Origin of the sequence: Microbacterium sp. NPDC089695, from assembly GCF_044749085.1 — a bacterium.
GTDB lineage: Bacteria > Actinomycetota > Actinomycetes > Actinomycetales > Microbacteriaceae > Microbacterium.
The window spans coordinates 409,753-423,153 of sequence record NZ_JBIVHG010000001.1 but is presented as its reverse complement, the minus strand read 5'-3'; the positions used below and the strand labels follow the sequence as shown (position 1 = coordinate 423,153).

At 69.1% G+C, this 13,401-nt stretch carries 11 protein-coding genes; 5 read left to right on the top strand and 6 right to left on the bottom strand.

What is annotated here, in order from left to right; genetic code table 11:
- Positions 1–8: 8 nt before the first annotated feature.
- From ACIPYT_RS02145 to ACIPYT_RS02125, 5 genes are all read right to left on the bottom strand, one after another.
- A complete protein-coding gene (locus tag ACIPYT_RS02145) occupies positions 9–1,430 on the bottom strand; it encodes a dicarboxylate/amino acid:cation symporter (RefSeq protein WP_401070162.1) in 1,422 nt (473 codons plus the stop codon).
- 200 nt (positions 1,431–1,630) lie between these two features.
- Positions 1,631–1,984, bottom strand: a complete 354-nt coding sequence (locus tag ACIPYT_RS02140) for a hypothetical protein (RefSeq protein WP_401070160.1) — start codon at positions 1,982–1,984, stop codon at positions 1,631–1,633.
- A gap of 83 nt (positions 1,985–2,067) precedes the next feature.
- Entirely contained in the window at positions 2,068–2,298 is a 231-nt protein-coding gene (locus tag ACIPYT_RS02135; RefSeq protein ID WP_401070157.1) for a helix-turn-helix domain-containing protein, read from the bottom strand.
- Positions 2,295–3,083, bottom strand: coding sequence for a hypothetical protein (locus tag ACIPYT_RS02130; protein WP_401070154.1), 789 nt, complete (start codon positions 3,081–3,083; stop codon positions 2,295–2,297). The genes ACIPYT_RS02135 and ACIPYT_RS02130 overlap by 4 nt, the downstream gene beginning before the upstream one ends.
- Entirely contained in the window at positions 3,083–3,718 is a 636-nt protein-coding gene (locus ACIPYT_RS02125; protein ID WP_401070152.1) for a hypothetical protein, read from the bottom strand. The genes ACIPYT_RS02130 and ACIPYT_RS02125 overlap by 1 nt, the downstream gene beginning before the upstream one ends.
- A gap of 216 nt (positions 3,719–3,934) precedes the next feature.
- Here ACIPYT_RS02125 and ACIPYT_RS02120 point away from each other — a divergent pair, with 216 nt between their 5' ends.
- From ACIPYT_RS02120 to ACIPYT_RS02105, 4 genes are all read left to right on the top strand, one after another.
- Complete coding sequence (locus ACIPYT_RS02120; protein WP_401070149.1) at positions 3,935–6,463, top strand: ATP-dependent Clp protease ATP-binding subunit; 2,529 nt, start codon at positions 3,935–3,937, stop codon at positions 6,461–6,463.
- A gap of 91 nt (positions 6,464–6,554) precedes the next feature.
- Complete coding sequence (locus tag ACIPYT_RS02115) at positions 6,555–7,055, top strand: amino-acid N-acetyltransferase (RefSeq protein ID WP_401070146.1); 501 nt, start codon at positions 6,555–6,557, stop codon at positions 7,053–7,055.
- Between the two features lie 168 nt (positions 7,056–7,223).
- Complete coding sequence (locus tag ACIPYT_RS02110; protein ID WP_401070144.1) at positions 7,224–10,202, top strand: DUF5107 domain-containing protein; 2,979 nt, start codon at positions 7,224–7,226, stop codon at positions 10,200–10,202.
- Positions 10,199–11,131 (top strand): aldose 1-epimerase family protein, encoded by a 933-nt coding sequence (locus tag ACIPYT_RS02105; RefSeq protein ID WP_401070141.1) that lies wholly within the window; start codon positions 10,199–10,201, stop codon positions 11,129–11,131. The genes ACIPYT_RS02110 and ACIPYT_RS02105 overlap by 4 nt, the downstream gene beginning before the upstream one ends.
- Positions 11,132–11,176: 45 nt before the next feature.
- On the opposite strand, the gene ACIPYT_RS02100 is transcribed toward ACIPYT_RS02105, so the two are convergent.
- Positions 11,177–12,028, bottom strand: a complete 852-nt coding sequence (locus ACIPYT_RS02100) for a helix-turn-helix domain-containing protein (RefSeq protein ID WP_401070139.1) — start codon at positions 12,026–12,028, stop codon at positions 11,177–11,179.
- Between the two features lie 284 nt (positions 12,029–12,312).
- On the opposite strand from ACIPYT_RS02100, the gene ACIPYT_RS02095 reads away from it, so the two are divergent.
- Positions 12,313–13,350, top strand: a complete 1,038-nt coding sequence (locus tag ACIPYT_RS02095; protein WP_401070136.1) for a substrate-binding domain-containing protein — start codon at positions 12,313–12,315, stop codon at positions 13,348–13,350.
- Positions 13,351–13,401 lie beyond the last annotated feature (51 nt).

The window sequence follows — 13,401 nt, the reverse complement described above, 5'->3', positions numbered from 1 at the left end:
CGCGAACGTCAGCGTGTGGCGGCGGGCTCCGACGAGGATGCCGTGGCGTCCGCCTCGGGCTCGTCGTCGCTGTCGTCGGCGAAGGGCAGGCCCTCGCGCGGCGCGTTGTAGAGCTCCTCGTTCAGGATGCCCTCGCGCTTCGCCACGATCGCCGGCACGAGCGCCTGACCCGCGACGTTGACCGCGGTACGGCCCATGTCGAGGATCGGGTCGATCGCGAGCAGCAGACCGACGCCCTCGAGCGGCAGGCCCAGGGTCGACAGCGTGAGCGTGAGCATCACGGTCGCGCCCGTGGTGCCGGCGGTGGCGGCCGAACCGACGACCGAGACGAGCACGATCAGCAGGTACTGCACGATGTTCAGCTCGATGCCGAAGAACTGGGCGACGAAGATCGCGGCGATGGCCGGGTAGATCGCGGCGCAGCCGTCCATCTTGGTGGTCGCGCCGAACGGCACGGCGAACGAGGCGTACGAGCGGGGCACACCGAGGTTGCGCTCGGTCACGCGCTCGGTGAGGGGCAGCGTGCCGATCGACGAACGGCTGACGAAGCCGAGCTGCACGGCGGGCCACACGCCCGAGAAGTACTGCTTGATCGACAGGCCGTGGGTCTTCACGAGCACGGGGTAGACGACGAACAGCACGAGCGCGAGGCCGATGTACACGGCGATCGCGAACCATCCGAGGGCGGCGAGCTTCTCCCAGCCGTACTTGACGACCGCGGCGCCGATCAGGCCGAACGTGCCGATCGGGGCGATGCGGATGATCCACCACAGCACGCGCTGGATGACCTTGAGCAGCGATTCGGTGAACGCCAGGAACGGTTCGGCCTTCTTGCCGGCCTTGAGGGCCGCGATGCCCACGGCGACCGCGACGACGATGACCTGCAGGATGTTGAAGTTCACGCTCGAGGTGAACGTGCCCTCGACAGCGCCGGGGTTGGTGCTGACGCCGATCCCGAGGAAGTTCTGCGGGATCAGGCCGAGCAGGAAGTTCCACCACGTGCCGACCGTGTACGGCGAGCTGGGCTCGAGGCCCTCGCCCGCGCGGGAGCCGGGCTGGATCACGAGGCCCAGCACGATGCCGATCGTGACGGCGATGAACGCGGTGATCGCGAACCACAGCAGCGTCTGGCCCGCGAGGCGTGCGGCGTTCTGCACGCGGCGCAGGTTCGAGATGCTCGCGACGATGGCGGTGAAGATCAGCGGCACGACCGCGGCGCGCAGCAGTGTCACGTACGAGCTCCCGATCGTGTCGAGCGTCGCGGAGAGGCCGTTGGGGCTCTCGGCGGTGGCGCCGAGCTGGCGGGCGATGAGGCCTGCGCCGATGCCGAGGACGAGGGCCGCGAGGATCTGGAAGCCGAACGAGGTCAGCAGCTTCCGGACCGGCCCGCGGGTGTCTGGCGCCTTGGCGGCGCGCGCGGTGGTGCTCATGGGGTGGGGACTCCAGGGTCGTTGCGCGCTGGGGACGCGCGAGGACGGATCGATGCGCGCAGAATGCGCGCCATATCCGACAACGCTAGGAGCGCCCTGTCATTCCCCGGGCCGTTATGACGAAGGATGACGGATGCCGAGGCATCCGTCATCCTTCACGGTGTGCGCACGCGTCGTCCTCCGACGACGCGTGCGGGAGGTCACTCGGCGGAGGCGCAGTCCATCGCCGCGTCGGTGATCGTCGACTGGACGAGGTCGTAGTCGTCCTGGCTGGTCTGTGCCTCGGCGTCGCCCTTCGCGATCGTCGCGAGGGTCTCGTCCGAGACCTCGGAGTCGACCAGGGCCTCGGAGAGGCACATGATGATGGGCTCGGTGAGCGCATCGCCCATGCCCTGGTCCTCGAGGACCTTCATGAGGCCGTCGGAGACGTCCTCGGCGGAGGGGCGCTCGACGGCGGCACCGCCGCAGGCGGCGAGCGAGAAGGCGAGGGCGGCGATGGGCAGGGCCATGAGGATGCGGGTGGCGGGGCGCAGGTTCCGGTCGTTGAGCTTCATGCCCTCCACACTATTGGTACACAGCGAATCCATAGAAGGGGGTTGCATGGGGAGAATTCCCCACGAACCGCGCGATCGCGCCCTCAGGCGAGTACGAGCAGGTCGCCGACCTCGCACTGCAGCGCGTCGCAGATCCCGCGCAGCGTCGAATAGCGGATCGCCCGCGCGCGGTCGTTCTTGAGCACCGACAGGTTGACGATGCTCACGCCGACGCGGGCGCTCAGCTCGGTCAGGGTCATGCCGCGCTCGGCGAGCAGCTCGTCGAGACGGCAGTGGATGCCGGTGAGCTCGTCGTCGTTCTCGGCCGGCGTCATACAAGGCCCCGGGTGTCATCGGCGAGCTTCGTGTTCTCGCTCTGCAGTGCATCGCGCTCGAGTTGCAGCCGACGCCCGTGTCGGAACACCGCCGCGAGACCCGCGAGCATGAGCGCTCCGGCGAAGGGCAACGGCGTCACGGTCAGCTGGTACACCGACGGGTACCAGGCGTAGTCGTCGGGAGCGAACACCTCGCGCAGTCCGGCCGTCGCGGCGATCCCGCGGAGCAGGTCGGCGGCGATCCCGAACACGAGCACCGCGACGGCCCCGGCGGTCAGCGCGCGCGTGATCGTCTGGGAGAACGTGCGGCCGCGTGCGGTCTGGAAGCAGACGATCCACAGCATCACGATCGGGGTCGTCGCGAGTGCCAGCGCGCTGATCTGCGCGGTGGCCGCGAGCAGGCGGAGTCCGAGTGAGGCGTTCACGACCGTGAAGTCGGAGAGGTTCTCCGCGCCGCAACGGAGCATCGCGGCGGACGTTCCTCCATCCGTCTCGCCGTCTCGGGAGCAGGGGAGGTCGGCGGGCCAGGGGATCGACGTGACGTCCGATCCCGCGAACTCCGCCCAGTCGACGGTGAACGCCTTGACGACCCAGATCACGAGGCCCACGATCGCCATCACGACCCACAGGCCCGAGATCGCGAGGGTCGCGTCGAGGGCGATCGTGCGGCTGCCGCGCATCCGCCCGACGATCGCGATGACGGCGACGATGACGGCGAACACCGCCAGGGCGATGCCGATGCTGAGCAGGGACGAGTCCAGCGACTCCGATCCGAACGTGAACATCAGACCAGGCCCTCTGTGTCCTTCTCGAGCGAGCTGTGGGCGCGCTGCAGGCGGTCGCCGATCGAGAACACCGTGGTGATGAGCGCGACGACGAACGCGGCGAGGATGAAGGTGAACGGCTCGACCGTGAGCACGGCGTTGTCGACGCCGTTGTCGGCGACGTGCGCGACCGTGGCATTCGCGAGCATGTTGTCGAAGAAGCGCACACCGGAGAAGCCGAGGAGACCGGTGATGCCCGCCGTGGCGACCAGTGCCGTGCGGCCCCGACCGAAGATCCGGCCCCCGATCGTCATACGGGCGAGGAGGATCAGGCACGCGATCACGACGATCACCGTGATGATCTGCACCACCTGGGCGATGATCCCCGGGACCATGGCGACGAGGGGGAGCTCCGGGGCGATGATGGTCCCGCTCTCGAGTCCGACCGGGATGCTCCCGCCGGTCGTGAGAGGGAGGTCGACGTTCTCGCCGCGGAACTCGACGAGCACCGGTACCCGCTGCCTGCCCGCGAGCTCGATGATCCGGACGATCGAGAACACCGAGAGATAGATCGCAATGATGGCTCCCGCGATGCAGAAGGCGACGAGTGCGCCGATGTCGCCGCGGCTGAGCGCGCGGTCCTTCGTCGAGCTCATGATCCACTCCTTATCGACTGTCGTTATTATCGTTGATCGTTAACATAACGACTGTCGATAAGCCCGTCAAGCATCCGTCCGTCACCGGCCGTCACGGCGCTATGCCGACGGCGAACACGGGCATACCTCCTCGCCGCGGTGGTTACTCTCGATGTACAAGCGCTTCATGCGTCTTCGCCAGTGTCGAACAACACGTGCGAATAAAGGAGTCACAGCATGTTCGAGAGATTCACCGACCGAGCCCGTCGTGTGGTCGTCCTCGCCCAGGAAGAGGCGAAGATGCTCAACCACAACTACATCGGCACCGAGCACATCCTGCTCGGCCTCATCCACGAGGGTGAGGGCGTCGCCGCCAAGGCGCTCGAGAGTCTCGGCATCTCCCTTGACGCCGTCCGCGAGCAGGTGCAGGACATCATCGGCCAGGGTCAGCAGCAGCCGACCGGGCACATCCCGTTCACGCCGCGCGCCAAGAAGGTGCTCGAGCTCAGCCTCCGCGAGGCCCTCCAGCTCGGCCACAACTACATCGGCACCGAGCACATCCTGCTCGGCCTCATCCGTGAGGGCGAGGGCGTGGCCGCCCAGGTGCTCGTCAAGCTCGGCGCCGACCTGAACAAGGTCCGTCAGCAGGTCATCCAGCTGCTGTCCGGCGCTCCCGGTCGCGAGCCGGCATCCGTCGGCGCGCAGTCGAACGACACCCCGAGCGCCCAGGGCGGCTCGCAGGTGCTCGACCAGTTCGGCCGCAACCTCACGCAGGCCGCGCGCGACAACAAGCTCGACCCGGTCATCGGGCGCGAGAAGGAGATCGAGCGGGTCATGCAGATCCTCTCGCGTCGCTCCAAGAACAACCCGGTCCTGATCGGTGAGCCCGGCGTCGGCAAGACCGCCGTCGTCGAGGGCCTCGCACAGGCCATCGTCAAGGGCGACGTGCCCGAGACGCTGAAGGACAAGCAGCTCTACTCGCTCGACCTCGGCTCGCTCATCGCCGGTTCCCGCTACCGCGGTGACTTCGAGGAGCGCCTGAAGAAGGTCACGAAGGAGATCCGCACGCGCGGCGACATCATCGTCTTCATCGACGAGATCCACACCCTGGTGGGTGCGGGTGCCGCCGAAGGTGCGATCGACGCGGCCAGCATCCTCAAGCCGCTCCTCGCGCGCGGCGAGCTGCAGACGATCGGCGCCACGACGCTCGACGAGTACCGCAAGCACTTCGAGAAGGATGCCGCGCTCGAGCGCCGCTTCCAGCCGATCCAGGTGAACGAGCCGAGCCTGCCGCACGCGATCAACATCCTCAAGGGGCTGCGCGACCGCTACGAGGCGCACCACAAGGTGCAGATCACCGACGGCGCGATCGTCGCGGCGGCGAACCTCGCCGACCGCTACGTGTCCGACCGCTTCCTGCCCGACAAGGCGATCGACCTGATCGACGAGGCCGGCGCGCGCCTGCGTCTGTCGATCCTCTCGAGCCCGCCCGAGCTGCGCGAGTTCGATGAGAAGATCGCCGCCGTGCGCGAGCAGAAGGAGGTCGCCTCCGAGGAGCAGGACTTCGAGAAGGCCGCGTCGCTGCGCGACGAGGAGAAGAGCCTCCTCGCCGAGCGTCTGCGCCTCGAGAAGCAGTGGCGTTCGGGCGACGTCGCGACCCAGGCGGTCGTCGACGAGGGTCTGATCGCCGAGGTGCTCGCGCAGGCCACCGGCATCCCGGTGTTCAAGCTGACCGAGGAGGAGTCCTCGCGTCTCGTCTTCATGGAGAAGGCGCTGCACCAGCGCGTCATCGGTCAGGAGGAGGCCATCGCGGCTCTCTCCAAGACGATCCGTCGTCAGCGCGCCGGCCTCAAGGACCCGAAGCGCCCCTCGGGCTCGTTCATCTTCGCCGGCCCGACCGGTGTGGGAAAGACCGAGCTCGCGAAGGCCCTCGCGGAGTTCCTGTTCGACGATGAGGCCGCACTGATCTCGCTCGACATGAGCGAGTTCGGTGAGAAGCACACCGTCTCGCGTCTGTTCGGTGCCCCTCCCGGATTCGTCGGATTCGAAGAGGGCGGCCAACTCACCGAGAAGGTGCGTCGCAAGCCGTTCAGCGTCGTGCTCTTCGACGAGATCGAGAAGGCGCACCCGGACATCTTCAACTCGCTCCTGCAGATCCTGGAAGAGGGTCGTCTGACCGACGGCCAGGGTCGCGTGATCGACTTCAAGAACACCGTCATCATCATGACCACCAACCTCGGTGCTCGTGACATCGCCGGCGGTCCCGTGGGCTTCCAGATCGAGGGCAGCAACGCCACGACCTACGAGCGCATGAAGGGCAAGGTCAACGAGGAGCTGAAGCGCAACTTCAAGCCCGAGTTCCTGAACCGTGTCGACGACATCATCGTGTTCCCGCAGCTGAACAAGGAGGAGCTGGTGCAGATCGTCGATCTGTTCACCAAGCGCCTCGGCGAGCGTCTGCTGGACCGCGACATGACGATCGAGCTCTCGCTGGCCGCCAAGGAGCGCCTGATCGAGATCGGGTTCGACCCGGCCCTCGGCGCCCGGCCGCTGCGTCGCGCGATGCAGCACGAGGTCGAGGATCGTCTGTCGGAGAAGATCCTGCACGGCGAGCTGAACCCCGGCGATCACGTGAAGGTCGACGCGAAGGACGGCGAGTTCCTGTTCGAGCACGGCCCGCGCGGCGAGAAGGTCGCGGTCGGCGTGAACACCGGCGGCGGCGAGATCTCGGCCACGCCGGACCTCGCGATCACCGGCAACGACTGAGCCTGTAAACACACGAAGGGGCGGATGCTGCGGCATCCGCCCCTTCGTCGTGTCCGGCGCTCGATCAGGGGACGGGTTCTAGGCTGGACGGGTGAGCGAGTACATCGTCCGTCCGGCGCGCAGCGCGGACATCGTCGGCATCCGCAATCTCCTGCAGCCGATGGTCGAACGACGAATCCTGCTCGGCAAGGATCTCGCGGTGCTGTACGGCGCTGTGCAGGAGTTCGTGGTCGCCGAAGCCGAAGGCGAGCTCATCGCGTGCGGCGCCCTGCACGTGTTCTGGGAAGACCTGGGCGAGGTGCGCACGCTCATGGTGCGCGAGGACTGGCTTCACCACGGCGTGGGCGGTGCGATCGTCGGACGCCTCGAGGAGCACGCACGCGAACTCGGTCTCAGCCGTCTGTTCTGCCTCACGTTCGAGGTCGAGTTCTTCGGCCGTCGCGGCTACACGCCGATCGGCGAGCAGGTCGTCGACCCCGACGTGTACTCCCAGCTGCTGCGCAGCGGCGACGCCGGTGTCGAGGAGTTCCTCGACCTCGCGCACGTCAAGCCGAACACGCTCGGCAACACCAGGATGCTGAAGCGGCTCTGACGCCGCGTCCGTCGCTCCTCGTCGCGACGATCCATCGGATCGTCCATGTTCTCCCCCGTTCGCACCATGGGGGCGCGCCCCCGGCACGGATAGCTTCGTGGCGGGACCACGCGTCCTGTCGTCGATGGAGCGATGTCGGCGGCCCCTGGCTCCACGGAGGACCCTCAGATGAACGACCGCCACCCCGACGTCGGATCGACCATATACCCGCCCGCGGGAGATGTGCCGACCGGTCACCGGATCGTCCTGCCCGAGGCGACGGGAGAAGAGCGTGAGGCTCTCGATCGCGGCGCCGCGGTGGCATGGAGCGAGCCGCTGCCGATCCGTACCTACGAGGCGGGGGAGCCCAGCATCCATCCGCTCTACCTCGATCAGCGGGTGTACCAGGGGTCGAGCGGCAAGGTCTATCCGATCCCGTTCACCGAGCACATCGCAGACGAGCCGGTGGTGCGCGAGTGGGAGGCGATCCACCTCGAGAACGAGTACCTGCGTCTCGTCGTGCTTCCCGAGCTCGGCGGCCGCATCCACATCGGCTTCGACAAGACCACCGGCTACGACTTCTTCTACCGCAACAACGTCATCAAGCCCGCGCTCGTCGGGCTCGCGGGTCCGTGGATCAGCGGCGGCGTTGAGTTCAACTGGCCGCAGCACCACCGACCGGGCACCTACCTGCCCGTCGAGACGAGCATCGAGAAGGCCGACGACGGGTCCGTGACGGTGTGGTGCCACGACCACGACCCGTTCACCCGCATGTCGGCGCAGCATGGCATCCGCCTGCGTCCGGGAAGCTCGGTGGTCGAGCTCGTCGCCCGTCTGCACAATCGCACGAGCGAGCGGCAGTCGTTCCTCTGGTGGGCGAACGTCGCGGCGCGCGTGCACGACGACTACCAGTCGTTCTTCCCGGAGGACGTGCGGTACGTCGCCGACCACGCGCGCCGCGCGCTCACGGCGTTCCCCGCAGCCGACCGTCCCTATTACGGCGTCGACTATCCGGCGCTCGCCGCCGAGCGCGAGGGCGCCGACCGCATCGACTTCTACCGGAACATCCCCGTGCCGACGTCGTACATGATCGTCGACTCGCAGCAGGACTTCTTCGGCGGCTACGACCACGCCGCCGGCGCGGGGTTCGTGCACTGGGCCGAGCGTCGTCACGCCCCCGGCAAGAAGCAGTGGACGTGGGGGGACGCGCCGTTCGGCCACGCGTGGGACGCGCAGTTGACGGATGGCGACGGCCCCTACGTCGAACTCATGGCCGGGGTCTACACCGACAACCAGCCGGACTTCGCATGGCTGCTACCCGGCGAGACGAAGGTCTTCTCGCAGTACTGGTACCCGATCCCCGCGATCGGCGCCGCGCACCAGGCCACACCCGACGCCGCCGTGCACGTCGAACGGGGGAGCACGGTCTCCGCTCTGTTCGCCGTGACGAGCCCGCGTCCCGGCGCGGTGCTGCGCATCCGAGACGGGGAACGCGTGATCGCCGAGCGCACGTCCGACCTCATTCCGGGCGAGCCTCAGACGCTGGATGCGGATGCCGCGCCGTCGTCCGATCTGTCGGTCGAGCTCCTGGATGTCGACGGTCGGCTGCTCGTGCGCTGGGCGCCCTCCGACGCCCCGGACGAGGAGCCATGGGTCGCCGCGGAACCGCCCGGCCCCGATGAGATCGACACCGTCGAGGAGCTGTTTCTCACAGGTCTGCACCTCGCCCAGAATCGGCATCCCACCCGCTCGCCACTGCCGTACTGGCGGGCGGCGCTGCGAATCGACCCCGGCGACGCGCGCACGCACCTCGCCCTCGCCGACCGCGCGTTCCGAGCAGGGCGCTTCGAGGTCGCGCTGGAGCACGCCCGCACCGCGATCGCGCGGCTGACCCGTCGCAACGCCAATCCCACCGATACCGAGGCCTACTATGTCGCCGGCCTGGCGCTCGCTCGGCTGGGTCGTGAGGACGACGCGCAGCAGATGTTCGGCAAGGCCGGATGGGATGGGACGTGGGCTGCGGCATCCGGGGTCGAACTCGTACGGTCGCTGTTGCGCACTGGTCGCGTGCGCTCCGCGCTGCGGGTGCTCGACCAGCTCGACGCGACAGCAGGATACGACACTCGGCGCATCGCGCTCCGGGTGCTGGCGCTGCGCGCCCGTGGCGACGCGGTCAGAGCGGACGCGGTCGCGCGCGCGGCACTGGCCGACGACCCGCTCGATGCCACGCTCAGGGTTCTCGTCGGACGCGGCCTCGGCGATGACGCCGGGCTGGTACTCGATGTGGCGATCGATCTGGCGGTCGCCGGGGCGGATGACGACGCTCTTCTTCTGCTCGAGGCTGCCGTCGCCGTGCCCGTTCGGCGATCGGGGAACGTGCGCCCGATCGCCGACTACCTGGCGGCCGCGCTCCTCGACCGTCGTGGCAGGCGCGCGGAGGCCGCGAGCCATCGCCGCCGCGCACAGCGCGCGGATCAGCGCTGGGCCTTCCCGTTCGGCATTGACGCGCTGCAGGCGCTGGAGCACGCGATCGCGGCCGATCCGTCCGACGGCGTCGCCCTCTCTCTCCTGGGCATGCTGCTGTACGCGCACGGACGTCGACGCGACGCGGCCGCGGCGTGGAACCGCGCGATCGACAGCGGACACCGGGATGCCGTGCTGCTGCGCAACGCGGCACTCGCGGCGTACAACATCGAACACGACGCCGACCGGGCGTGGGCGCTGTACGCCGAGGCGGTTGAGCTCGCGCCGGACGACGCTCGCATCCGTTACGAGCAGGACCAGCTCGCCGCGCGGCTCGGTCACGACGCGTCGCGGCGTCTCACGACGCTGCGCCCGGTCGAGGACCTGGTGCTCACGCGCGACGACTTCGCGATCGAGTACATCCGGCTGCTTGTCGCCGAGGGCGACGCCGCACGTGCGCACAGCATCCTGCTCACGCGGCAGTTCCGACCGTGGGAGGGCGGGGAGGGGCGGGCCATCGCGACGTGGGATCTCACGCTCGATGCGCTCGGGATGCCGCCTGCCGACCCGCCGGCGTCGCTCGGCGAGGCCCGCGCGGCCTACGTGCCGCCGGTGGCGAAGCGCGACGACGGCGTGACCGACTATTTCGCCACGAGCCTTCCCGAACTGCTGCTGTTCACGCAGGAGGGCGAGGACGATTCGTGAGCGCGCCGCTCTCCGGCATCCCGGTCGAGTTGCGCCTCGGTCGCTACCGCGCCTCGATCGCGAGCGTCGGCGCCACGGTGCGGATGCTGCAGCACGACGGCGTCGACCTGGTCGTGCCGTTCGGAGCCGACGAGATCCGTCCGGCGATGCGGGGAGCGCTGCTGGTGCCGTGGCCTAACCGGATCGCCGACGGCGAGTACGTGTTCGGCGGAGCCGTGCACCGGCTCCCGCAGAACGAGACGGAGACGCGCACCGCCGCGCACGGCCTCGTCGCGTGGAGCGACTTCGCGGTCGTCGAGTCGGCGGTCGACCGGGCCGTGCTCTCGGCGGTCGTCGCTCCGCAGCCCGGGTATCCGTGGCGGCTGCGCATCGATGTGGAGTTCCGGCTCGGACCGGACGGGCTCGCGCAGGAGGTCGCGGTGACCAACGAGAGCGGCACGGCGGCGCCGGTCGGGCTCGGCGGGCATCCCTATCTCACCGCAGGGTCCGCCGGCGCGCGGTCCATCGACGCGCTGACCTTCGAGCTGCACGCCGAGCGCGTGCTGCTCGTGACCGAGGACCGGATGCTGCCCGACCGCCTCATCGCGGTCGAGGACGACGTCGCACGCCGCGACTTCCGACGCCCTCGTCGCCTCGGCGACACGGTCGTGAACAACGCGTTCACCGGGCTGGCGCTCCGCGACGGCCGCCATCGGGCGCGTCTGACCGACGACGAGGGACGCGGCGTCGAGGTCGAGTGGGACGCGCGGTGCCCGTGGGCGCAGGTCTACACGGCCGACCACGGCGACGGCGCCGCCCACCGCGCCGGCCTCGCGGTCGAGCCGACGAGCTGTCCGCCGGATGCGTTCCGCTCGGGTCGGGACCTGATCATCGTGCCGCCCGGCGGGTCGGCGGGCGCGGGGTGGGTGATCCGCAGTGTCGGGCGGTGACGCGGCATCCTCGTCCCGGTGAGTCCTGGTGCGCAGCCCCTGCGATCAGCCCTTGTGCTGGGCGCGATAGCTCGTCGGGTTCACGCCGTGCAGACGTCGGAAGTGCCGCGAGAAGTACAGCGGATCGGTGTAGCCGACCGCGGTCGCGATCTCGCGCACCGACAGTGGGGTCGTGTCGAGCAGGTGGCGGGCACGGGTCATGCGCAGAGACGTGTGGAACGCGGCCGGTCCGCTCCCTGTCGCCTGGCGGAACAGCGCGCTCAGATGCGACGGCGACATGCCGACGAGCGCTGCGAGCTCCGCGACCTGGATGTTGCCGTCGACACGCGACTCCAGGTATCGCATCGCCCGCTCCAGCGCGGATCCCTCGCCGGGCAGGATGCTGTCGGCCGCGATGCGCGTGAGCAGATTCCAGGCGATGCCCGAAGCGACGAGCAGCTGCGGAGGGGACAGTCGCCTCTCGAGCACCGTGACGAGCTCGTCGAACAGGGCGACGACCCGGTCGATCGACCGCAGCCGCGTGGTGGGGCTCTGCCGGCCGAGGGTCTGCACGGCGAGCTCCGCGGCATCCGTCCCGCGCACATGCAGCCACCAGATGCTCCACGGGTCGTCGTCCGACGCCTCGTACGAGTGAGGCGTGCCGGCCGAGATCGCGATCGAGGTCGACGGGGTGAGCGCATGCGACTCGCCCGCGATCGTCACGGTGCCGCGTCCGGCCACGCAGAGGAGCACGACGGTCTCGGCGGTGCCGCGCGGCCGTACCCGTCGATGCCCGCGGGCATTCGGGAAGTATCCGGCGTCGGTGACGAGGAGGCGTCGCGTGCCGGCCGCGCTGAGAGCGGTGTCGACCAGGGGCCTCGGCAGCACGCACAGGCGCTGATGCTCGAAGCCCTCCATCCGGTAATGCGGCGGAGGGGCAATAGGCGTCTCGTCCATGAGGTGTCCCGAAGGTCGGCGGTGCGATGGGTCGCCGTGACGACTCGTCACTGCCAGGATAATGCCCCTCGCCGATGACGATACGAGCAGATCCGTGTCGAACGGGGAGAGGCGGCGTCAGAGGAACGTCCATATGATCCGTTTGATCGTCCTCCACGCGCGCCGTTCGCGCGATGTACGTTCGATCTGTTCCGCACACCTGCCGGTCGTCCTGGCCGGTCACGCACGAAGACGAAGGAGTCTCAATGTTCGCCACCCGCAGCCGCCTCTGGGCGAGGACCGCCGCTGGCGGCGCCGCCGTCCTCGCGCTCGCAGCGCTCACCGCCTGTTCGTCCGGAATGGAGACCGCCGAGCCCGCCGCCGGCGGTGGGGGCACGTCGGACGGCCCGCTCACCATCGCCCTCATCCAGAAGCAGGGCGATCAGCAGTACTTCATCGACGAGGCGAACGGGGCGAAGGAGGCGGCGAAGGACGACGGCGACGTCACGATCAACGTCGTCGACGTCAGTAGCGACTCGAACAAGGCGATCTCCGAGGTGGAGGCCGCGATCGCCCAGGGTGTCGACGGCATCATCATCGTCGTGCCGGACACGCAGATCGGCCCGCAGGTGATCCAGCTCGCCGCCGACGCCGGCATCCCCCTCATGGCCGCGGACGACCCGATCGTCGACGCCAAGGGAGACGCCGCCCCGTTCACCGGATTCGACGGCACCTCGATGGGCGAGAAGGTCGGCGCGGACGCCGCCCGCCTCTACCAGGAGGCCGGATGGACGTCCGCCGACACCCGCATCCTCTCCGCCTACAAGCAGGACCAGCCGAACTGCGTCGAGCGCGTCGACGGCGCGATCGACGCCTTCTCGCAGGCCGTGTCCGAGGGACCGGAGGTCATCGAGGTCGGCACCGACAACTCCGCCACCGATGCGCAGGACAAGGCCGGCGCCGTCATCACCGCCAATTCCGGCGTGAAGCACTGGGTGGTCTGGGGCTGCAACGACGAGAACGAGACGGGCGTCGTGACGGCCCTGCAGAACGCCGGCGTCGCCCCCGCCGATATCGTCGGCGTCGGGCTCGGCGCATACCTGACCTGCAAGGACTGGAACGCCGGACAGGAGACCGGCAACAAGTCCGCGCTCTTCATCTCGGGCGTCGAGGTGGGCAAGGCTGCCGTCACCTCCATGGTCGACCTGCTGCGCAACGGCACCGAGCTGCCGCCGAAGACCGTCGCGAACACCGAGATCGTCGATGCGTCCAACTGGGAGGAGAAGGGCGTCGTCTGCACCTGACGTCTCCCGCGGGGCGGCCGTGAGCAGGGCCGCCCCGCCGCCTCCCCGGCA

Excerpts from the sequence above, each read along its gene's own strand:
- ACIPYT_RS02145 (WP_401070162.1), bottom strand. The coding sequence starts at position 1,430 with ATGAGCACCACCGCGCGCGCCGCCAAGGCGCCAGACACCCGCGGGCCG.
- ACIPYT_RS02140 (WP_401070160.1), bottom strand. The coding sequence starts at position 1,984 with ATGAAGCTCAACGACCGGAACCTGCGCCCCGCCACCCGCATCCTCATG.
- ACIPYT_RS02135 (WP_401070157.1), bottom strand. The coding sequence starts at position 2,298 with ATGACGCCGGCCGAGAACGACGACGAGCTCACCGGCATCCACTGCCGT.
- ACIPYT_RS02130 (WP_401070154.1), bottom strand. The coding sequence starts at position 3,083 with ATGTTCACGTTCGGATCGGAGTCGCTGGACTCGTCCCTGCTCAGCATC.
- ACIPYT_RS02125 (WP_401070152.1), bottom strand. The coding sequence starts at position 3,718 with ATGAGCTCGACGAAGGACCGCGCGCTCAGCCGCGGCGACATCGGCGCA.
- ACIPYT_RS02120 (WP_401070149.1), top strand. The coding sequence starts at position 3,935 with ATGTTCGAGAGATTCACCGACCGAGCCCGTCGTGTGGTCGTCCTCGCC.
- ACIPYT_RS02110 (WP_401070144.1), top strand. The coding sequence starts at position 7,224 with ATGAACGACCGCCACCCCGACGTCGGATCGACCATATACCCGCCCGCG.
- ACIPYT_RS02100 (WP_401070139.1), bottom strand. The coding sequence starts at position 12,028 with ATGGAGGGCTTCGAGCATCAGCGCCTGTGCGTGCTGCCGAGGCCCCTG.
- ACIPYT_RS02095 (WP_401070136.1), top strand. The coding sequence starts at position 12,313 with ATGTTCGCCACCCGCAGCCGCCTCTGGGCGAGGACCGCCGCTGGCGGC.